Below are 22,057 nucleotides of genomic sequence, written 5' to 3' on the forward strand. Positions count from 1 at the left end.
TTTCAAATGCTTTTTAACTCTACTGAATTTTTTATTTTCTTTCCGGTAGTAGTGACGCTGTATTTTTTGACACCTCCAAACAGACGGTGGATTATTTTACTGCTGGCCAGTTACTACTTTTACATGTCCTGGAAGGCAGCCTATGCCATCATCCTGGTCATATCTACGTTTGTAGACTTCTTCTGCTCACGTAAAATGGGGCTCTACTCAGATGAAGAAAAACATAAGCGGAAGCCTTTTCTATATCTAAGCCTGTTTTCTAACCTGGCTATCTTACTGCTGTTTAAATACTATAACTTCTTTAATGAGAGTGCCCGAGGATTAGCCGAAGGCCTGAATGTGCCGTATGCCATGCCTGCCTTTGAGCTGCTCCTGCCGATGGGTATTTCGTTCTACACTTTCCAGACGATGAGCTATAGCATAGACGTGTATAACGGAAGAATAAAGCCTGAGAAGCACCTTGGTATTTTCGCCCTGTTCGTTACATTTTTCCCGCAACTAGTAGCCGGTCCAATAGAACGGGCAGGTAACCTGCTCGACCAGCTAAAAGCCTCCCACCAGTTCGATTATAACCGTATAGTGGGTGGTTTACGTCGCATGGCCTGGGGCTTTTTTAAGAAAATAATGATTGCCGATAACCTCGCACTCATGGTAAACCAAGTGTATAACAATCCTGGCGAGTTTGAGGGTGTTTCCTTTGTTATAGCCACCATCTTTTTTGCTTTCCAGATTTACTGCGACTTCTCCGGCTACTCCGATATTGCTATTGGCGCAGCACAGGTTATGGGAATTAAATTAATGGAAAACTTCCGCAGTCCTTACTTTGCCAAAACCATATCAGAGTTCTGGAGCCGCTGGCACATCTCTCTCTCTACCTGGTTCCGCGATTACCTGTACATTCCGTTGGGAGGCAACCGTGTAGTGAAGTGGCGCTGGTACTACAACCTGTTTATTGTGTTTATGGTTAGCGGGCTCTGGCATGGCGCTAACTGGACTTTTGTAATTTGGGGAGCACTGCATGGTATTTACCAGATAGTTGGCATCCTGACCAAAGATCAACGCAATAGAGTGGTTCAACTGATAGGGCTAACCAATTACCCTCTTCTGTACAAGTGGGTACAGGTACTCACGGTATTTGCGCTGGTTTGTTTTTCGTGGATCTTCTTCAGAGCCAACCACATTAGCGATGCTTTTTATATTATTAGGAGCAGTATTGCCGATTTCGGCAACATTTCCGACATAGTTTCCAATGCCGGCCATGTGCTGTTCCTGGACCAGGGCCTGAAGGTGTTTGCTGTTTCGGTAGTCTCTATCATGATCATGGAAACGGTGCACCTGATTCAGCGAAACGGCAGTGTATCACAGCTTATTCTGCAACGGCCTGTATGGGTACGCTGGAGTGTGTATTACGCTGCCATACTGGCCATCCTGCTGTTCGGGCAATTTGGTAACCAGGAATTTATATATTTTCAGTTTTAAGTACGGTTAAAAAGTAATTTGAAGGTGATGCAAAATTCTGACGTGAAGAGACTGTTGCTGAAGTTAACCTTGCTGACGCTACCATTTGTGACGTACCTGCTCATAGAAGCCTCTGTGCTACCTATGAACACCTTCACCTTTAGGGTATGGGAAACTATTTCTGTAAACTCTATGCAGGTTATGTCGGGGCCGTTTTACCCGAACATGCACGTTAAAATGGCAGAAGAAGGTGAATTGGCGCCACGCACACCCTATGCAGAAAAACGTCTGGTAGAGTGGTATACCGATGCCTACGGCTACCGAAACAAAGACACCAAATGCGATATTCTGTTGATTGGCGACTCTAACATAACCGGCGTAAAGCTGACACAGGAAGAAACTCTGGCCGATGTGCTGGAGCGCTGCCTGCAAAAAGAAGTATATTCTTTTGCCCCAGCAACCATGAACAGGTTTCTGGCAACGGAGCGGTTCATCCAGAATCCACCCGAAATGGTAATCGTCTCCAGCATTGAACGCAGAATTCCCGATTTGCCAGCTATCGGAGCCAATGGCCTAAACTCCAAACTCAGAAACTTCAGCGGTGACCTTATCAATTCTTCTTCCCTACTCACTTCCCTTTTTATCACAGCCGACCGACTATCCAAATTAAGTTTGTACCGTAGAACACTTGCTGATATGGAGCGGCATTACGGAGTAAAAAAATACATCCAGCACGATAATGAATTCTTTTTGGAGGGTGAATATGCCAATCGCACTTTTTCTGATGAAGAAATAACCAGGATGGCAGACGTTATAGCCTCTTACAAGCAGGTGCTGGATGAAAAAGGCATTCGCTTCATGTTCATGCCTATTCCGAACAAAGAAAATATTTATTACAACCTATTGCCTTCAGGTAAGAAACCAGACTTTTTACCCAGACTAATGGCTGAGCTTACCCGCCGCAAGGTAGAGGTAGTGGACCTGCAAAATCCTTTTGAACAACTTTACCATGAACAGAATATCCCACTATATCCTGCAGATGATGCCCATTGGAACGAAATTGCTGTAGAAAAAGCTGCCGGCATAGTGGCTAATAAAATAAAGAACCCAGATACTGATAGCCTTCAGAAAAAAGATAATCATTTGGTAAAATTTATAGAATAATTTTAGTACTAAATTTAAATTTAAAACGTATACATTGCATATATTCAATTTTCCATTTATATGAAATTAACTACTCTTTATAAGAAAGGACTCAAAAGAATAAAGAAGGTTTTAGGCCGATATATTCCTTATAATACCCAATATAAACCAAAGGGGGTCTGCTCTTTTTCCTTGGATGATGTTTCTCAAGTTGACCCTGAAGAACTTACAGTTCACCCTATTTACCGCCATTTAAAGTCTTACCTGCGCGTAACCGACGACTTATATGCTGCTTGCTCTGATTATTGGAAGCCCGTAAAAAGTGTAGAGACAGATTATATGGTGGTGGAAGTGCCTAATGGGCGTATCTACACAGACAACCAGAACAGTGTTGCTATTGTGTCGCAGCAGAACCGGGTAATAGAAAACGTATCGCTTAGCCTTACCAATGGGAAGGTTACCCCCGCCAGCCAGAACAACATTTTTAATCAGTTATATTTTACTGCGCCTCTAAAAGTGGAGGGCACTTTGTTTACTCTGCTCACGGGAGGTGCTGGCATCAACAACATATCGCACTGGTTTGTAGATGTGCTGCCCAGGCTGCACCTGCTCCAGAAGGCCGGCTTGTATAACAGCATAGACTGGTTTTTAGTACCCAGCCTACGCTACAGCTATCAGACCGAAACCCTGGAGATGCTGGGTATTCCGAAAGAAAAATTGATTGCCGGCGATGAGCACCCGCATGTTATAGCCGATCGGGTGGTTGCCTCCACTGCACCGCGTGGCAGCAATACTATTGTGCCGGAGTGGCTATGGAAATTTAACCAGGAACATTTCTTTCCTTTTGCAGAAGATAATACCGCAGCTAACGAGAAGCCGCTTCGCCTTTACATCAGCCGCTCAGACTCCGCCATACGCAATGTGCTTAACGAGCAGGAACTTCTCAAGGCCCTGGAGCCATACGGTTTTGTAAATATCATCTCCAGCAAATACAGCATTCTGGAAAAGATACAGATGTTCTCAAAAGCAGAAATTGTAATTGGTGCCTCAGGAGCAGGTTTAATTAACATGCTCTTCTGCAGACCTGGCACAAAGCTTATCGAGATTTTCTGCGAAGGATTTATTTTGGAGCCATTTTACGACATTGCCCCTAAAATCGGGCTCGATTATGATTATGTGATCTGCAAAGGAAACAGCAAAATCAAAAATGCAGACGATGGCCAAAGAGAGCACATGACAGTTGAAATAGATAAAGTACTTGCTGCTGTCGCACGCATAGAAGCAGAAAAAACTAATACTAAGATAGACGACCGGACAGCAGTACCGGAGCATCACTCCTTATAAATGTGATATCCGCTAAAAAAGCAAAAGCCCGTCTGTTACAGATGGGCTTTTGCTTTTTTAGCGGATATCACTTCTTGGTATATATTGATTAGAAGATCGTAATTAGCCTGCGGCGTGTAATGCTGCTCATAACTGGCTCTTGCCCCTATTGCCAAAGTGTTGGCTAGAGCTTCGTCCTGCTGTAGTTGTTGTACTTTTTCGGCCAGCATGGCTGCCTGGCCTGGTGCATAAAGCAGACCATTGTATCGCTCCTGCACCAGGTGAGCGGCCCCTCCTATTTCGGCTGCAATAGCCGGTGTAGCCGTAGAAAAAGCCTCTACTATAGTCATACCAAACGTTTCGTGCCACTCCGAAGGAAAGATAAGCGCTTTCGCCTGTTTTAGCTCCTGCACAACCCTGTCTCTTTTCTGAAACCCCAGATACTCAACCTCCGCATGTTTGGCTGCGTAAGCCGCTACCTTGTCTGCCAGAGGCCCATCACCAATAATCTTAAGAGGGAAAGGCTTTAGTTGGTGTGCTTTCAATAAAGTTTCCACGCCTTTTTCAGGTGTCAGTCTGCCTACAAATAAAAAATAATTGTTGCGTTGACTAGCTCCTGTTCCTAGATCTTCGGTAAAGTTCGGCTTCACAACCAGTTGCCCCGGCTTAGGGCGCAAAGATGAATTTTGAAAAAGTGCGGCAGCACCCGGTGTGAGCACAATAAACCGATCTATTTTATTTCGCCATGTACCGAGCAGTTTATGTACGCCAGTTGCCAGCACAACAGAAGCTGTCTGAAAGGCTGACTCGCGATACACCTTATTCAAGATGGCCTTTACTGGGAAAACCTGGTTAATATTTTCAGTTTGCACCTTCCCCTTATAAAAAAGCAAAGCGCTGGGGCAAACCAACCGGTAATTGTGGAGCGTCATGACCACAGGCACGCCCAGCTGCTGACAAACACTAAAAACGGCTGGCGAAACTAACGGGAAGAAATTATGCACATGCACCACATCTGGCTTAAACTCCTGCATTTTGTCCCGGATAAGCCTGGCGCTTTTGGGGTTATACACCACGCCCAACGCTGCCTGCACTTTATCTAAGGCACTCACAACATTATTGTTTGAGAAAGCAAACTTCTCTACCTCATGTCCATGTTTCTCCAGAAGCGCTGCTTCCGCAAAAAACACGGTGTCTTCGCCTCCAACTTGTTTGTAGTGATTGTGTATAATTAAAATGCGCATTAATAAGTAAGTTAAGTAAGAAGTTTAATGGCTTCCCGCAAATCTTCGGGCGTGCCGGTGTCCAGGCAAAAACTGTCAGGGAAGCATACGGATTGAACTTTTAGGCCGTTGTCTATGGCGGCCTGAATGACAGCGCCCACACTCACTTCTCCTTCGGTGCCGGTTTCCAGCATTTGCTGCTGCAACATCTGCAGGTGGTTCTGCATAAAATGAGTGAAAGCAGGTCGCCAACAGGCAATAGCCCAGCCATATGGCAAAGTAGTGGCAGCTGACTTAATGACCAGTTGCTGCACCTCCCCATCTGGGCTTGTCTCTACCATATCCCAGGTGTGAGGCCTTTTTACTTGAAACAGCCCTAGCACCACATCGGCCTGCGTTTGGTCCAGTTTGTGCAGCAGAGACGTGTACAGGGTCTCTCCGGAAACCAGAATATCCGGAAACCCGAACAGGACCACCGAATCCTGCACAAACTCGTATGCCTGGTTAAGGGAAAACGGCGTGCCGTTTGGATTTTGCATCATCAGGTAAGCCAGGTTGAGTCCATACTGACTGCCATCGCCAAAGTAGTTCGGAATGTCCCATTTGCCTTTGCGCAGGATAAAGAACACCTTTTTTGCGCCAGCCTGCTGCATGTGGTCCAGCAAATACTGCGATACCACCTTCGGGTGCTGCTCCCCATGCTCCGGGTGAGGACCAAAACCTATAGGAACAAGCTCTTTGCTACAAGGTAGCGGCGATAATCTTGTTCCTAAACCGGCAGCCGGAATTAATCCTGTAATCTTCATGTATGCTTCATGTGGAATAGGTAAAAACTGGAGCATTATCTGATGTGGCGGAAATACTCAACTGGTGTGAAGACATGAAATTATTCTAATAAAAATAGCCTTCCGGAGATCAATGAGCCTTCACATAACCTAGAGTTTAACCTGAAGCATGGAGGTAAGAAAGCCAGAAATGGGTCTGGAAGGGCATTTTTATTAGAATAATTCGTTTTAAGAAGTTAATGTAAAAGGTTCCAGTAGTTGATGCTGCTCCAACACACTTGCAACTTCGCTGATGGTATGAAACGGAATGCCTGCCCTTTTGGAAATATCCAGCAGTGTAAACCGGCCATCAGAAAGATTCAGAAGCCATAGCATCGCCATTTCCCACGATTTCCAGTTACTCCCGCTGCCAGCAATGGAATCGTACAGGCCTCTTTTCCCGAGCTGAGGCTCGCATTTGGGGTTTGTGTTCAGGTACCGCCTGTTCTGTTCCAGCACTGTAGTCACCTCCTTTACCACATCTAACGACTCTTCCAGACAATCGGCTTTTACAAAATCCAGGTTATCGGCGGAGGTATGATATTCCGGGAACTCACCATGCCGTGACCGCATAAGGCAGCCAACCGGCAAATTAAAGGCTGGAGAACAATACTGGCGCTCATCGTAGCCATACGGGAAAAAATCGATTAGTTGGTGTTGTTTCTGCCGTGCCTGCAAGACATGCTCCACCACCTCATCTATTTCAAATTTGCCTTCACGGCTGCGTTTATAAGTAAAGCCAGCCTCATCGCCCAGCAAGGTTAGTACCAGGCCATGCTTGATGTTGGCCAGTTTGTCTTCGTTTCGGCTAAGCCAGGTAATGGAGCCGATGGTAACCGGAATAAAAAGGAACCGGTAAGAGTAGCGGTTCTTTTTTGTAGCCAGGGCAGTGGCTAAATACGTAGCCACTGCTATACCTGATAAGTTATCGTTGCAGAGCGAGGGATGGCATACATGGCAGGAAATAAGTACTTCTTCGGCTGATTCGCCAGGCAGGTAGAATTCGCCATAGGTCAGAGATCCGTCTTCAAGTGTGGCATCTATTACCGCTTCATACTGGCCTTCTGGCAGCTGCTGCAGCTGTTCATCGGCCAAACAGAAACCCCAGTCAGGCTTGTAATAAGAGGTTTTATAAGGTATTAATTGGGGCTGGTCCGGCAAACTGAACAGGTGCTTTTTTAGCTCCTGCAGAGGTAACTGCTTCCGCACCGGTAGACTGTAATGGAGTATATGCAGGTTGCAGGCATTGAAATCAATAATTTTCTCACCTTGCTCATTTCGTACGTAGGCATCGCGGATATTCCATTCTTTTGGAACAACCCAATCAAAAACAGGAGTTCCGCTAGGCACCTCGTGTATTTCTAACGGTATGTACTCCTGCAGTATCCGGAGCGTTTGCCGCACGCCTTCGCCGGTAATACTTCTGCAAATCGGGTAAAGCCGGGCTACCAGCTGGTGCATTTCCTGCCCAACGGTAGCTACCGGTAATGTTTCTGTATCAGAGTGTACTAAATACTGCATCGTAAACCATTACTTCCGGAACAAATACTACAAACTGGCAACCCCATTCCCCCACATAAGCGAGCTGTTCCATAATCTCATCTTTCAGGTTCCAGGGCATTATAATAATGTAATCTGGCTGGTACTCCCTAATTTTTGCTTCGTTGTAAACCGGAATGCGGCTGCCTGGCAAAAATTTCCCTTGCTTAGACGGAGCCGCATCTACCACAAACTGAATCAAGTCGTTGCCTTTAACACCGGCATAATTCAGCAAAGTATTGCCTTTGGCAGCGGCACCATAGCCTATTACTTTTTTCCCCTGGCGCTTTTTGTCGATCAGGAAATCCAGCGCATCATACTTAATTTTATCTACCCGCTCCTGAAAGTTCAGGTAGTAATCAGAGGTTTTAATGCCGGCTTCTTCTTCTTTGTCGAGCAGGGCCTGCACCCGTGGCGAAATCTCTTTGTCTTTGTCCTTCTTGTGTTTGGCGAAAATACGCAGTGATCCACCATGTGTGGGTACCTCCTCCACATCGAACATTTCTAATGCGTGTGCCTCAAAAATCTTCTTCACAGTAGTGAAAGACAGGTAAGAAAAGTGCTCATGGTAAATGGTGTCGAACTGGCAATCTTCTACCAGGCGGAGCAGGTGCGGAAATTCCATCGTAATGACGCCGCCTCTGCGTAAGGCACATTTCAATCCCTCCACAAAATCATCAATGTCCGGCACGTGAGCCAGCACGTTATTTCCTATCAGGAGGTTAGCTTTTTGCCTGCGGCGGCTCAGTTTCCTGCCGAACTCCGACCCAAAATATTCAGAAATAGTGGGAATACCTTTCAAAATAGCAGCGTTGGCAGTATTCTGGGTAGGCTCAATACCCAACACTGGTACCCCTTTGTCTTTAAAGTGCTGCAAAAGGTACCCATCGTTAGACGCTATTTCTATTACATATGATTTCTCGTTATAACCAAAACGCTCGATCATGGCATTGGCATAACGCCTGGCATGCTCTACCCAACTTTTCGAGTAAGAAGAAAAGTACACATACTCATTGTTAAATATGTCAGTAGCCTTTTTATACTCATCTACTTGAACAAGATGACAGTTATCGCAGGCGTAAATTGTTAGCGGGAAATATGTCTCTGGCTCGTTTAACTGCGAAGCACTCAAAAAAGAGTTTGAAGGAGGGCAGTTGACCAGGTCCACAAACTTGTTGTGAAGCGGTTGTTTGCAGAATCGACATTTCATATGTTGGATTGAATTAATATAGTAAAAGTTTCTTAAACTATGTGTCCGGCATCGTCAATGATAAAGTGAAAAATAAAATTACAAGAGGATTGAAGTAATCAGGACCTAAATAGTTAGGCTATTTTTTGGTGGTATTGCAACAGAGCATCACCTACACCTAAAAATTATTCTAATAAAATTGCCCTTCCGGGGGTTTTATTTTTCCTTTCGCCTTAGGGCATGGCTTTGACCACAGGCAATTGAACGAAAATGCCTGAGAGGATTGATTATTTACTGGTAATTCTAAGAGATGGATGGCAATGGCCTGGCTACCTCATCTGAAAAATCGGCGTGCGCAAGATCTTTATCAGAAATCACCAATGGCTCCATCGGCCATTCTATGTTAAAAGCAGGATCATTATACCTGATGCCCCGTTCTGCGGCGGGAGCATAATACTCCGTAACCTGGTACATGATATCGGTGTTATCTTCTAGAGTAATAAAGCCATGTCCGAAATTTTCAGGCACGTACAGCATCCTGAAGCTATCGGCTGTGAGCTCTACACCTATCCATTGCCTGTAGGTTGGAGACTGCTCGCGCAGGTCAATAATAACATCATAAAGAGCTCCCCTGGTGCAGCGCACCAACTTAGACTCAGCATGCGGTGTAACCTGAAAATGTAGCCCGCGAAGGGTGCCTTTCTTTTTATTAGAAGACAAATTGGTTTGAACTACATTGGTAGATAAGCCTACTTCTTCAAATTCCTGCTTACACCAGGCTCTTCCAAAAAATCCGCGATCATCTTCAATGCGTTTAATATCAACAATATAAGCGCCTTTTAATTTTGTTTCAGTAAATATCATAGATAGGGTTAATCTAATAATTCCAAGGCAAGTTCTCTGTCAGAAACTATTCTCTGATGAGCCCACCGAAGCTGATGATCCAACAGGCCTTGCTCTTCCAGTTTATTTAGTGCTAAGAGGCGGTTAAGCTGTAATTCTCCTGCGTTGTCGCTGTTAAGCATTTTCGCTGACAACCCGTTGCGCATTTCTGCAATCGCCTCTGTTAAGGTGTATAATGGCTGATGGTTTGGCGCCAAGGCTTTAAACAAATCGAAATTGACTTTATATGAGCGATTATCTGCTACCTCGTCGTCGGTAAAATGGAGCATTGTACCCGGAATAGCCTCTGCAACAGCTTGCCCCAGGTCGTGGGTTCTGAAGTTCCAGGAGTTACTTCCGGCATTGATTATCAGGTATTCTCCTCCGTGAGCTATATCTCTTGTTACAGCCCATTCAATGGCTCTCGCCATATCCTGCACGTGGAGCAGTGGTTGCCAGTAATTATTGGTGGCAGACACACGTACACTGCCTGTTGTAATGGCTTCAGCCACCATATCGTTTAGCAGCAGGCCCAAACGAGGTTTGTCGCTCATGCCGCAGGCAGTAGGAAAGCGCAAGCAGGTGATACTAAACCCATCGCCGGCAAGTGGCTCCAGATCCAACTCCGCCTGCAACTTGGCAGCTGCATGATTGGAGATTGGATTTAAATCCGAAAATTCGGACACATCGCTTTCTTCAGCCGCTCCGTACATGCTACAGGTAGAAGCAAAAACAAAGGCCTCTACTCCTACTGCCTTTGCTAGTTCTGCCATGCGGATAGTGGCCGTGTAATTCACATCTTTTGTTATGCTATCGTATTTCTGCCCCAGCAGATCTTCGGGAAGGGCCGCCAGATGCACTACGGCGTCTACCCCATCGAGCACTTCGGCAGGCATGTTACGAACATCACCATAAACCTGCTCATCGAGACTCTTCTCCGGTAAAACACTTGAATTACTGGCACTGGATGCAAAATAAGCCATGTCATAGCCTATTAAGGTTGCCTCTGGAAAAGCTGTCCGCAATTGCATTACTACGCCAGTGCCCAGGTATCCAAGATTACCAGTAATAAGAATTCTCATAAACAAATATATTATAAAGGTAGAAACCTGAAGCAATGCTAATTACACAATAGCTCCTGAATAGGCTTTGCTCCAGATATGCCAAGGAGCTTTGCCACTTTGCCAAAGTTCTTCGAGCAGATGTTTATCGCGTAGAGTGTCCATTGGCTGCCAAAAACCAGTATGTCTGAAAGCAGAAAGTTCTCCTTCTTCCGCCAGTTTTTCCATTGGCTCACGTTCCCAGGTAGTAGAATCACCTTCTATATAATCTAGTACAGCCGGCTCCAGTACAAAGAATCCACCGTTAATCCAGGGCATTTCGCCTCCGGATGGCTTTTCTTTGAAATGATTTACCTTGGTATCTTCAGTAGCCAAGGTAAAAGCACCAAATCGGCCTGGCTGTTGTACAGCAGTAAGTGTGGCCAGTGTACCTTGTTCTTTATGATAGGCAACGGCAGCAGAAATATCTACATCGCTTACACCGTCTCCATATGTCATGCAAAACGTCTCATCACCAAGGTAGTTTTTCACACGCTTCAAACGGCCACCAGTTAAAGTTCCCTCACCAGTATCTACCAGGGTTACCTTCCACGACTCAGTATTGTTCTGATGCACTTCCATGCTGTTCTTTTGCATATCAAAAGTCACATCAGAGTTGTATAGGAAATAATTTGAAAAATATTCTTTGATCATGTGGCCTTTATAACCACAGCAAATAATAAATTCGTTTATACCATGTGAAGAGTAAATTTTCATGATATGCCAAAGAATAGGCTTACCTCCAATTTCAACCATAGGTTTAGGGCGTATTCCACTTTCTTCACTGATTCTGGTACCGAAGCCTCCTGCGAGTATTACTGCTTTCATAAATGTAAAGAGTTGTTTCTACTGTTTAAATATGTATATATCTTGTTATTGCTCACCTTCAGGTGCTGCTTTGATCTACCTTACGTCAATTGTTGAATTTTGATATAGTGTTTTCCAGATTTTCAAGATATTTTTAATTTTCTTTTAATCTGGTTCTTCATCTTATGTTTTAACAGCAGTTAACAAACCGCTTTTTTACATACAACCATTACAGTATAGTATAATCAAAAAGGCCTCAGAAGCATTTTTCAGGTGCTTTTGAGGCCTTTGTATATTTAGCTTAGATACTTAAACCAAGCAGTAGAATGTTATTTTGAGAGATAATATGTACTTCAAAAATTCTTAAATTAAAAGAACATCAAGCGGATCGCACATTATTTTCTTTGTAGTTGCGCGTAACGAGCATTTTTAAAGTCAATAGAACAAACATGCTGTTGGTAACTAAATACCTTTTCCAAAGTCGTTTTGGCTCCAGATACAAGCGGTAAGTCCATTCCAAAGACAGATCTCTGGCCCATTTTGGCAGCCTCTTTTCCAAGCCTGCAAAGGTCAGAAAGGCCTGCCCTACGCCTAACATACAGGCATTCACTCTGTCTTTGTGATCCGCCATCCACCGTTCCTGCTTCGGGCATCCAAGCGCCACAAAAACAAGGTCAGGTTTAGCGTCATTAATCATATCAGTTATAGAAGCATCCTCTTCTTCTGTTAGCTTTCGGAACGGCGGCGAATAAAAACCAGCAATTTTCAGATCAGGCATTTCCTGCTTCGCTTTCGTAACCACCGTATTAAGCACCTCATCGGTAGAGCCATAGAAATAAACTGACTTGCCTTTGGCAGCAGCCTCCCGAAGCAAACGCGGTAATAAATCCATGCCAGCCACCCGGTCCTGCTCCTGCCCATAAAACAGCTTCATAATTTTTGAAACAGGACCTCCATCTGGAGTGGCAACATCGGCCTTATTCAAAACCTCGTTAAAAGCTTGATCTTTGTAGGCTTCTACCAGCATGTGCACATTGGCAAAACATACATAAGAAGACTTTTTATGCTCTGTGAGCCAAAAGATCTGGTCTACAAAGGTGTCGAAGCTACCAGTTGAGATATAGGAGGTAAGAAGTTTGCGTTTTTCGCCGATTGGGCCTTTCAGACTAACAGCAGGCGAATCTTGTAACTTAGTATGCATTTTTCTCTCCTTTGATCATGTTCCAAACTGTGAGGAAGATAATTTTCATGTCCATCATGAAGCTCCAGTTCTCCATGTATTTTACATCATACTCCACTCGTTTCTCCATCAGCTTGAGCTCTTTTGTTTCTCCACGGAAACCACTTACTTGAGCATAACCTGTAATTCCTGGTGTTACGAAATGGCGCATATGGTATTTGTTGATTACTTTAGAGTAATGGTCTAGCTGAGACACCAGGTTCGGACGTGGACCTACTACCGACATATCACCTAGCAATACATTAAAGAACTGTGGAATTTCATCCAGGTTAGATTTACGAAGGAAACGTCCTACCCTGGTTACACGAGGGTCATGCTGCGTTGCCTGAAGCTCTGTCTGGTTGTTTACCTTCATGGTGCGGAACTTGTAGCACACAAAGAGTCTGTTTTTCTTACCTGGCCGTAGTTGCTTAAAGAAGATCGGTCCTTTAGAATCCAGTTTAATGGCAATAGCTATAATCGGTAGCAGAATCGGAAAAATAAACAGTATGACAAACAAGGAGAAAGCAATATCGAAAGCACGTTTCATGACGCGGTTCGCCACAAGCTCAAGCGGCTCTCTTCTTATGCTGATCATTGGGATGTTCTGGTAAAAATACATGTTCACATCACGCTGTACAATGGCGCTAAAGTCAGGAACCATACGGAAGTACATGAAGTTGTTATCGGCGAATTCCGACAGCTCATCAATTTCTTCTTTGTTGTTCAGAGGCTGTGCATAGTAGATCTCGTCAATACCATTCTGAAGACAGAATTCTTTCACGTCAGCATTGCCACCCTTCACCATATTAGGATAAGGATTTTTCTTATCAGGAGCATCGTCGAAGAAACCCATGAATTTAGTTCCTGGATTGTCGTTGCTGAAAGTCTGGTAAAGCGATACTGCAGCCGGACCAGTTCCAAGAATAACAAAGCGGGAGTAAGCCATATCTGATTTAGTGAAATATTTGCTTACAAGCTGTAAGACAAATCTATTGGCACCAATCAACGATGCCGTTAATAGATAGGTGTAAAGAAGTAAAAGCCTTGAAAGTTCTTCCAGATTAAAAACTACAATACAAGCTGCCAGAATGATAGCATGTAGGATAAAGGCATTTACAAGATTAGCATATTTCTTTCCTATTGGCAACCAGGCATCTATTCTGAATACGAAGTTGGAGAACCCGGAAACAATCCACCAAACAAGCGCGAACAAAACAAAGAAGATACTATACTGACGTGTCAGTTCTAGATCACCGTAACGAAAGAGGTTAGAAATTTTAAAAGCGAAGGCAATCAGTGTGATGTCTATGGCTAATAATAAAATTCTATTGAAGCTATAGTAGTGTCGATACTTATTCATGGCTATATTTTGTACTTATTTAATCATATTGAAATGTTTAACTCTGGCCTAGTATTCTTTTGAAATTAAAATCCTGTTCTTCATCATCATCAGTTTCTCGTGCAGTTCCAGACTAAAATCGAATAAAAGCCTAATATTAGGTTATTTAAATATATTAATCCTGTTATATTTAGTTTCCATATTGTTTGGCAAAAGCTGTTAATAAATGCTTCAGGAGCATGTTCCTGAGATTTATGGTTTCTTACGCTTTATACTTTATTTAGTTTTAGGATTTAGAGAGGATATATAAGCCAAAATAAATTTTATATATTTTATTCCAGCCGTATATTATTTTAATACAGTTTTTAAATTATATAAAACAGCTGCTGCTGCCAACACCAATAGTACCGACTAACAAAACTGTCATATCGTTATATAACATTTTAAGGACAGTTAAAATATGTTAAAATGCTATATTTTATCATAGAATTACTTAAAACACAGTCTTTTAGCTAATTTTCATGATAGCATATTTAAAAACAAACACATCAAAAAGTCTATCTTTCAAATCTATTTCCTGCCCCCAAACTGAATCTTATTTAATAAGCAGGTCTATATTTTTTAATCTCTAGATAAAGCTCAAATATCCTGTCTTGGAAAAAGTACAAAATTTATTTCTTTATTAATTTTTAAAAACTACTAAAGAAATTTATATCAAAAAAATTGGCAACAAATTTGATTTTCCCAAAATGAAACGCATATTCATCCGCTGTAATAAATTTTTGCTTCTCTCCTAGTGTTATAAGGTAGTTTAGCGGTATTACAAATTAATCCACATCTACCTTCACTCTGTTTAAGTTTTTTGAAGTCGGCACTATATCACCTTGGTCTAAACTAAATTGGTTACTCTAAAACACCGTAGACTATGGTTATCAGAATGTGCTAGTTTTAGCTTTAGTTGAATTAGAAAAGCTTTTGCTCATTATTTAAAAGATTAGGATGCTCTATTATATGTAGACTTAAATATATTCTTAGCAGAGCCTGCGCATTTTTTACTTGAACTTAATGTATACTAATAATGAATTAGAATTGAATCTGCTGTTGCAAGCTGGGAAAATTAAAGACCACCAGGTACATCAGCAGAATTAGTATCATGCATTATTATTAAACAGTTGTTATTTTTTAACTTTTCTAATATAACTACCATTAATTAGTCTCTTAAGTGTAAATTGCTTGAAGCTACACATGCTGGAAACTCTTTAATAACTAACATTAAGGTCATTAGCTATTAAGAGCAAATTCAAAGCAAGCAATTTATTGGATTATTCAAATACAAAAATTAGCAAAATGAAATTATTCGTGCCAACATTGAACTAATCTTCTGACTTATTCTTTTATCAATTTGTCCATATCTTAATAAACTGATATAGGGAAATTTGATATAATAAATCATCTTTTAGTAAAGACGCCATATAAAATGGCCACTATGGACTTATTAACGTTGGAATCCAATTAACTTTTAGCCAAAATATGAAAATACGATTACTATTCCCTGCCCAAGCAGGTATATCTCTTCTAAACATAAGGTTTCATCATGAGCTCTCTGCTGCAACCTCTATATTATATACTTTCACTTTACCAGAACTTAACCAATAGCAAAACCTAACTGCTTATCAGAAAGCCGTAAGTACACTCCTGTGTCTTTCTGCTTTCTCTACACACAGCTAAGAAATCACCCTCTAGTTTTTCAGCACTTCGCTATGGCACTCAAAAAGAAAGCTGGTATGCTTTCATGCATTCTGGCACTACTGGTTCTAATGAGCAACCAGGATGTATTGGCGCAGCAAAATTGTGATAAATTACCTGACGCCAGCATCACAAACCCCTATTATAAGTTCACTTACTGTACGTCTAACATAAGCACTGCCACCTTTAATATGGTAGTGGAAAACACTTCGTCTACTAAAGCAACCAATGCCAGCTACCATATTGCATGGGGTGATGGTACTAGCAATACGTTTGGGAAGGATTTCAATACGACTAGTCACGTGTATCGTGCAGCTGGCTCTTACGACCTTGTGCTAACCGTAACCAGCGAAGATGGCTGTACACAGAAAAAATCCGAACTGGTTTTTGTGGGTAGTAATCCAGGTATTGGCCTTTCTAACGCTGGCAATAGCACTGACTGCTCTCCGGCTACCTACAGGTTCGATATCAACAGCTTTGAGCGAAATTCTCCCTTTACGACCTACACATTTAATTTTGATGATGGTTCTCCTACCATTTCACGTACGCATGCCGAGTTGCTGGCACAACCTTACATCGAGCACACTTTCAGTGAATCGTCTCACGATAAACCAGGTGGCTTTACCTTAACTGCCCTTGCCACCAACCCTTGCCTTACCTCCAAGTCTACCTGGAGCGGCATCAGGATTTCGAAAGGACCCATCGCCGACATTGGGCTCGCCTCTAAAATAGGATGCGTGAATCAACCTATTACCTTAAACGACGCATCGAACAGCGGCTACGATGCATCCAGAAACTTATCGACTCATAGAACTCAATGGAGTATTGAGCCTGCTACTGGTTGGTTTATTCAAAGTGGCAACGTTAACGCCAAAAAGCCAGTGGTAGTCTTTACAGAACCCGGTTCTTACGTAGTAAAACTTGCTGTAAGCCCTGAGGATGCCAATTCAACTTGTTCAGGCAGCACCAAAGAAGAGACCATAACCATAACCTCCCCTCCTACTGCCAATTTTTCGATTTCTCAGCTACCTGAAAATGGCTGCTCACCTGGCACCTTTACTGTTACAGATGCCTCTGAGGGTGAAAACATAGTACATACCTGGTTGGTAACAAAAGCTGATGGAACAGCCGCGACCGGTTGGACCTTTACAGGTGGTACTAAGGCTAACTCTAAGGAGCCCCGCATTTCCATTACTAATCCGGGTGAGTATAACATTACTTTAACGGTTAGCAATGGCTGCTCGCCCAACAGCATTAAAACAATTCCTGTTACCGTGGCTGGCAAACCTCTAGTGGCTTTACCAAAGGCACCGGCTCCCTATTGTGGCACCACCAGCATCAGTTTTTCACCAGACAATGCTAAACATACTCCTTCTTATAAGGCTAACTTTGGCACCATCTCCGGTTATAAGTGGGAGGTTAAAGTAATAACAGGGACAGGGGAAGCCAGCTTTGAGAATAATAGCGGAAACACTCAGTACCCGAGCATCAGTTTTTCAGCAGCAGAAGCTCAGGTTGTGTACGAAACATGGGCCTATGCTATAAATGAATGTGGCGAAACCTCTGCTCCGGCAAAACAGCGCATCACCATAAATCCTTTGCCCAATGTTAAGATTGCACCAGGCAAACCTGAAATCTGTATTGGTGAAGAAACAACTCTTACCGTTTCAGGGGCTAACTCTTATAAATGGCAAACTGCAGCAGGACTTAGTGCGACTACTGGAAACCAAGTTACTGTTAAGCCTACACAAACCACTACCTATACTGTTACCGGAACAAACACGGCTACAGGTTGTACCAGTACAGCTTCTATAACCATAGTAGTAAAACCCTTACCTACTATATCGGTCAGCAGCTCCACAACCGAAATTTGCTTAGGCCAGGCTGTTGCCACGCTTACTGCCTCGGGGGGTACAACCTACACTTGGTCACCTGCTACAGGCTTAAGTGCAACTACCGGCGCAGAGGTTTTGGCGACTCCTGCCGAAACGACCACCTACACCGTTACAGGCATCGATGAAACCACCGGCTGCAGTAACACAGCCACTGTTAAAGTTATTGTGAAGCCACTTCCAACCGTAGAGGCAGGCGCTAACAAAACAGTATGTGATAACCCGGAGCCAATTAAACTGGAAGGTAAACCGGCAGGCGGAACCTGGACAGGACCCAACGTATCAGAGGGTCACTTTATACCCGCTGGCAAGGGTGATTTCGTGATCCGGTACACTTACACCAACGCTGCAGGCTGCACTAATTTTGATGAGATGACCATGACCGTAACAGAGGCAATTGTTGCCAATGCCGGTGATGATCGGGAAGTTTGCCTTAATGCAGGCTCTTTTGCACTGCAAGCAACTCCGGCCGGCGGCTTGTGGAGTGGTTCTGAGCTTGTAAGTAAAGACGGTACCTTTACACCTTCTAAAATCGGAAGTTACACCCTTACCTATACCTACTACACAGGCACCTGTTTTACAACAGATCAGGCAACCATTACAGTGAAGCCTTTGCCTGCTGTACCTGCTGTTGTAGGTGCGACCATCTGCTATGGCACATCCACCACGCTTAGTGCCGAAAACCCGCAAGGAACCATTATCTGGTATGACCAGGCTGGCCAACAGCTTGCCAGCGGTACATCCTTTACTACAGGCAATTTAACAAAAGACACCAAATTCTTAGTAGAGACGCTCTCGGACAATGGCTGCACCAGCGCCCGCAGAGAAGTAACTGTAGTAGTTCGGCCTGAAACTCCTGCCCCGGTGGTAGATGCCGTTACTTTATGCGGACCAGGCACTGCCACGCTTACGGCAGTTGGTACAGCGGAGTCTTATAAGTGGTATAACCAGCAAGGCACCCTGTTGCACACCGGCAGAGTCTTTACACCTACCGTTAATGCCAACACTACTTTTGTAGTGGAAGGAGTTATTGCAGGATGTGCTGGCCCTCAAACTCAGGTTCAGGTTCACGTATTGCCGGTGCTGGACCAAAACAGCATTACGGATCATCAAACCATTTGCGCTGGCCAGACACCAATTGCCCTGTCAGGAAGCGAGCCTGTAGGCGGAAATGGCACTTATACCTTCCGCTGGGAAAGCAGCCTGGCAGAAACCACAGGATATACCGAAGTAACTGGAGCAATTGCTGCAGATTATGCCCCCGGAGCCCTTACTCGCAGCACCTACTTCCGTCGGATCGTGAGGTCTGCCACCTGTACCGATGTATCTGCACCAGTGCTTATAACGGTTACGCCGGTTATCGCCAACAACATCATCAGAGGCAATAACAGTCTTTGCGAAGGCAGTACAGTACCAGAGTTGATAGGAGAAAAACCGACAGGAGGCTCAGGAGAATACAGATACCTTTGGGAAAGCAGCATTATTGGCACAGTAGATGGATTTGAGCCAGCAGCAGGCCCGGAAAACAATAAGCAAAATTACAGCCCTGGCACCCTTACTCAAACTACCTGGTTCCGTCGTAAAGTATTATCCGGTACTTGCCAGGAGAGCATCAGTGAGCAAATCATCAAAATAACAGTAGATAAACCCATTACCCTGAATAGTATTGCCGGCGAGCCAGTAGTGTGTGCTGTAAATGCATCTACTATTACGCTGGCAGGAAGCAAACCGGCTGGAGGCAATGGCGAACACACCTATACGTGGCAGGTGAGTACCGACGGCGAAAACTTTACCATCGCCCCTGGCCAGAACCACAGTGCAAACTATACTCCCTCTTTTTACAACCAGATATTGTGGTACAGAAGAGTGGTAACGGCCGGACCTTGTAATGCAAGTGTAAGCGAAGCTGTAAAAGTGCTGCCAGCCCTAACCAATAACATTGTAAGCCAGTCGCAGACCATTTGCATGGGAGACGAATTCAGACCTTTAAGTGCAACCACCCCGGTTGGTGGCAATGGGGAATATACTTTCCTTTGGGAAAGCAGCGCCACCGGCATAGAAGGCAGCTACCGACCTGCCGCAGGAGACAACACAAAGGCAACCTATGCAACAGAAGAACCAATAACAGAGACTACCTTTTATAGAAGAGTGGTTACCTCTGGCCCTTGTGCGTTAAACGTAAGTACGGCGGTTAAAATAACTGTTCAGCCAGCAATCGCGGGCAACACCATCAGCACACCAGAGCAAACTATTTGTGCAGGAGAGGCACCTGGTGTATTTACCGCGGTTAAACCAACTGGTGGCGACAACACATTTACTTACTTGTGGGAGAGCAGTACCGACGGCCAGACCTTTGCAGCGGCTGCAGGAAACAATACCACTTTAAACTATCAAGCGCCAAAGCTAGAGAAAACAACCTGGTTCCGCCGCAAAGCTGCCTCAAGCCAATGCAATGATGTGTCGGCGGCCGTTAAGGTGGTGGTAAACGAGATCATCACAGAAAATACCATCACAGAGGACCAGGTAATATGCTTCGGCACAGTGCCAGTTGCCTTATCAGGGTCTGTTCCGAAGGGTAGCGTTGGTAACTTTGCTTATCAGTGGCAATTCTCTACTGACAGCAAAAATGGCCCTTATGCAGATGTGCCGGGCGCAACAGGTAAAGATTATGCTCCTGCAGCGCTCACAACCAGCACCTGGTACCGGAGAGTAGTTATTTCCGGAGCGTGTACGCGCATGTCGGAGCCAGTGCAAATCACAGTATCTCCTGTGATTGCACGAAACACCATCGCTTTTTCCCAGAATATCTATGCGGGCCAGAAACCTTCGCCACTTACTGGCTCACAGCCTACCGGAGGCAGCGGCAAGTACACCTATGCCTGGGAAAGCAGTACAACTGGTCCAGATAGTGGCTTTAGCCCGGTTATTGGTTCTCGTACCGATATACATTATGCTCCGCAGGCGCTTACCCAAACCACCTGGTACCGTCGCATAGTAACATCAGGCGGCTGTGAGGATATTTCGCCGGCAATTAAAATTTCTGTAATTCCTAATGTTACAGCCAACACTGTACAGGCCAGCCAAACAATTTGCTATGGCAACAAGCCCGCTCCACTGAGCGGCACTACACCTGGAGGCGGCGAAGGCAGCTACCTGTACTTGTGGCAGGCCAGCACCAAAGGCGCCACTTCGGGCTTCGTAACGGCAACTGGGGCCAGTGGAGGCAAAGACTATGCGCCTGCTGCCCTTACTCAAGACACCTGGTTTAGAAGAGTGGTTATTTCAGGTCCTTTTACAGATACCAGTGCTGCCGTACTCATTACTGTAAAACCGGCAATGGCTAATAATAGAATTAGCTCCAGTCAGACTATCTGCTACGGAACTGCTCCTACCTCCCTAACAGGCTCTCTACCTACTGGTGGCAGCGGAAGCTACTCTTACCTTTGGGAAAGCAGCACCACTGGCCCTGGCACAGGCTTTACTACTGCTCCTGGTGTAAATAATAATCAGAACTATAGCCCAGAGGTGCTTACCCGTAACACATGGTACAGACGTGTGGTAACCTCTGAATCTTGCGACAGATTGGTGAGCGAGGTGGTAGCCATTAGTATAAATCAATTACCTAAGGCACCGAAAGCTGCGAATGTGGGTATTTGCTACAATACAGCCGCCCAGTTGAGCGCTACCGGTACAGGAGGAAAGCTGGAATGGTTCACAACAGCAACCGGAGGCAACCCAATTCATAGTGGATCTACCTTTACAACCCCGGTGCTCTCTGCCAGCACTACCTATTATGTGCAGGAAGTCAGTTTGTCGTGTGCAGGTGAGAGACAGGCAGTAACTGTAACAGTGTCTGCCCCAACAGCAGATGCGGGTCCTGATGTAACATTCATAAAAGGCCGTAACGCCACCCTAAAAGCTAGCGGAGGCACCAGTTATTCCTGGTCGCCAGCTGCAGGATTGAACGACCCTACAGTTGCCGCCCCCATAGCCTCTCCGGAAGCTACAACAACTTATACTGTAACCGTCACAACCAGAGAAGGCTGCATTTCTACGGATCAGGTAACTGTTACCGTGCTTCCTGCTGTAGATGTGCCAAATACCTTTACACCAAACAGCGATGGCATAAACGACACATGGGAAATACCGCACCTCACGCAGTATGCTAATTGTCAGGTTCAGGTATTTAACCAGTGGGGTACGCTGGTGTTTACTTCTCAAGGGTACAAGGCGGCATGGGATGGGCGGTTTAACGGGCAAGAGTTACCTATGGCCACCTACTATTATATTATTAAACTGGATACCACTGAAAAACCATTGGCTGGCAGTGTTTCGATTGTAAAATAAATTAGATGATGAATAGCTTTTAT

At 44.4% G+C, this 22,057-nt stretch carries 13 protein-coding genes; 4 read left to right on the forward strand and 9 right to left on the reverse strand.

Going from position 1 to position 22,057, the window contains the following annotated elements; all coding sequences use genetic code 11:
- The first annotated feature begins 6 nt into the window (after nt 1–6).
- From ACMA1I_RS03955 to ACMA1I_RS03965, 3 genes are read left to right on the forward strand one after another with little or no spacing between them, the layout of a single operon-like run.
- On the forward strand, nt 7–1,479 hold the full coding sequence (locus tag ACMA1I_RS03955; RefSeq protein ID WP_337066987.1) for an MBOAT family O-acyltransferase: 1,473 nt from the start codon (nt 7–9) through the stop codon (nt 1,477–1,479).
- Between the two features lie 42 nt (nt 1,480–1,521).
- A complete protein-coding gene (locus ACMA1I_RS03960) occupies nt 1,522–2,622 on the forward strand; it encodes an alginate O-acetyltransferase AlgX-related protein (protein ID WP_337066988.1) in 1,101 nt (366 codons plus the stop codon).
- A 60-nt stretch (nt 2,623–2,682) separates the two neighbouring features.
- Complete coding sequence (locus ACMA1I_RS03965; RefSeq protein WP_337066989.1) at nt 2,683–3,945, forward strand: glycosyltransferase family 61 protein; 1,263 nt, start codon at nt 2,683–2,685, stop codon at nt 3,943–3,945.
- Between the two features lie 35 nt (nt 3,946–3,980).
- On the opposite strand, the gene ACMA1I_RS03970 is transcribed toward ACMA1I_RS03965, so the two are convergent.
- The 9 genes from ACMA1I_RS03970 to ACMA1I_RS04010 all read right to left on the reverse strand — a co-directional run bounded on the left by ACMA1I_RS03970 (nt 3,981) and on the right by ACMA1I_RS04010 (nt 14,070).
- A complete protein-coding gene (locus tag ACMA1I_RS03970; RefSeq protein WP_337066990.1) occupies nt 3,981–5,168 on the reverse strand; it encodes a glycosyltransferase family 4 protein in 1,188 nt (395 codons plus the stop codon).
- Between the two features lie 11 nt (nt 5,169–5,179).
- A complete protein-coding gene (locus ACMA1I_RS03975; protein ID WP_337066991.1) occupies nt 5,180–5,953 on the reverse strand; it encodes a nucleotidyltransferase family protein in 774 nt (257 codons plus the stop codon).
- Between the two features lie 207 nt (nt 5,954–6,160).
- Nucleotides 6,161–7,492, reverse strand: coding sequence for a DUF4910 domain-containing protein (locus tag ACMA1I_RS03980; protein ID WP_337066992.1), 1,332 nt, complete (start codon nt 7,490–7,492; stop codon nt 6,161–6,163).
- Nucleotides 7,470–8,720 (reverse strand): class I SAM-dependent methyltransferase, encoded by a 1,251-nt coding sequence (locus ACMA1I_RS03985; RefSeq protein WP_337066993.1) that lies wholly within the window; start codon nt 8,718–8,720, stop codon nt 7,470–7,472. Before ACMA1I_RS03985 ends, ACMA1I_RS03980 begins: the two co-directional genes overlap by 23 nt.
- A 282-nt stretch (nt 8,721–9,002) precedes the next feature.
- Complete coding sequence (gene rfbC / locus ACMA1I_RS03990; RefSeq protein ID WP_337066994.1) at nt 9,003–9,563, reverse strand: dTDP-4-dehydrorhamnose 3,5-epimerase; 561 nt, start codon at nt 9,561–9,563, stop codon at nt 9,003–9,005.
- Nucleotides 9,564–9,571: 8 nt separating this feature from the next.
- The gene (locus tag ACMA1I_RS03995) at nt 9,572–10,663 is read right to left on the reverse strand and encodes an SDR family oxidoreductase (protein WP_337066995.1); all 1,092 of its coding nucleotides are present in this window, start codon (nt 10,661–10,663) and stop codon (nt 9,572–9,574) included.
- 42 nt (nt 10,664–10,705) lie between these two features.
- Nucleotides 10,706–11,509, reverse strand: a complete 804-nt coding sequence (rfbF, locus tag ACMA1I_RS04000; RefSeq protein ID WP_337066996.1) for a glucose-1-phosphate cytidylyltransferase — start codon at nt 11,507–11,509, stop codon at nt 10,706–10,708.
- Nucleotides 11,510–11,867: 358 nt separating this feature from the next.
- On the reverse strand, nt 11,868–12,689 hold the full coding sequence (locus ACMA1I_RS04005) for a WecB/TagA/CpsF family glycosyltransferase (RefSeq protein ID WP_337066997.1): 822 nt from the start codon (nt 12,687–12,689) through the stop codon (nt 11,868–11,870).
- Nucleotides 12,679–14,070 carry an undecaprenyl-phosphate glucose phosphotransferase gene (locus ACMA1I_RS04010; RefSeq protein WP_337066998.1) on the reverse strand — a complete coding sequence of 464 codons (1,392 nt, stop codon included), beginning with the start codon at nt 14,068–14,070 and terminating at the stop codon, nt 12,679–12,681. Before ACMA1I_RS04010 ends, ACMA1I_RS04005 begins: the two co-directional genes overlap by 11 nt.
- A gap of 1,739 nt (nt 14,071–15,809) precedes the next feature.
- Here ACMA1I_RS04010 and ACMA1I_RS04015 point away from each other — a divergent pair.
- On the forward strand, nt 15,810–22,034 hold the full coding sequence (locus ACMA1I_RS04015; protein ID WP_337066999.1) for a gliding motility-associated C-terminal domain-containing protein: 6,225 nt from the start codon (nt 15,810–15,812) through the stop codon (nt 22,032–22,034).
- Nucleotides 22,035–22,057: the final 23 nt, after the last annotated feature.

This window comes from Pontibacter sp. 13R65, assembly GCF_047525655.1.
In the GTDB taxonomy this organism is placed as follows: Bacteria; Bacteroidota; Bacteroidia; order Cytophagales; family Hymenobacteraceae; genus Pontibacter.

Excerpts from the sequence above, each read along its gene's own strand:
- ACMA1I_RS03955 (WP_337066987.1), top strand. The coding sequence starts at position 7 with ATGCTTTTTAACTCTACTGAATTTTTTATTTTCTTTCCGGTAGTAGTG.
- ACMA1I_RS03965 (WP_337066989.1), top strand. The coding sequence starts at position 2,683 with ATGAAATTAACTACTCTTTATAAGAAAGGACTCAAAAGAATAAAGAAG.
- ACMA1I_RS03970 (WP_337066990.1), bottom strand. The coding sequence starts at position 5,168 with ATGCGCATTTTAATTATACACAATCACTACAAACAAGTTGGAGGCGAA.
- ACMA1I_RS03975 (WP_337066991.1), bottom strand. The coding sequence starts at position 5,953 with ATGAAGATTACAGGATTAATTCCGGCTGCCGGTTTAGGAACAAGATTA.
- ACMA1I_RS03980 (WP_337066992.1), bottom strand. The coding sequence starts at position 7,492 with ATGCAGTATTTAGTACACTCTGATACAGAAACATTACCGGTAGCTACC.
- ACMA1I_RS03985 (WP_337066993.1), bottom strand. The coding sequence starts at position 8,720 with ATGAAATGTCGATTCTGCAAACAACCGCTTCACAACAAGTTTGTGGAC.
- rfbC (WP_337066994.1), bottom strand. The coding sequence starts at position 9,563 with ATGATATTTACTGAAACAAAATTAAAAGGCGCTTATATTGTTGATATT.
- ACMA1I_RS03995 (WP_337066995.1), bottom strand. The coding sequence starts at position 10,663 with ATGAGAATTCTTATTACTGGTAATCTTGGATACCTGGGCACTGGCGTA.
- rfbF (WP_337066996.1), bottom strand. The coding sequence starts at position 11,509 with ATGAAAGCAGTAATACTCGCAGGAGGCTTCGGTACCAGAATCAGTGAA.
- ACMA1I_RS04005 (WP_337066997.1), bottom strand. The coding sequence starts at position 12,689 with ATGCATACTAAGTTACAAGATTCGCCTGCTGTTAGTCTGAAAGGCCCA.
- ACMA1I_RS04010 (WP_337066998.1), bottom strand. The coding sequence starts at position 14,070 with ATGAATAAGTATCGACACTACTATAGCTTCAATAGAATTTTATTATTA.
- ACMA1I_RS04015 (WP_337066999.1), top strand. The coding sequence starts at position 15,810 with ATGGCACTCAAAAAGAAAGCTGGTATGCTTTCATGCATTCTGGCACTA.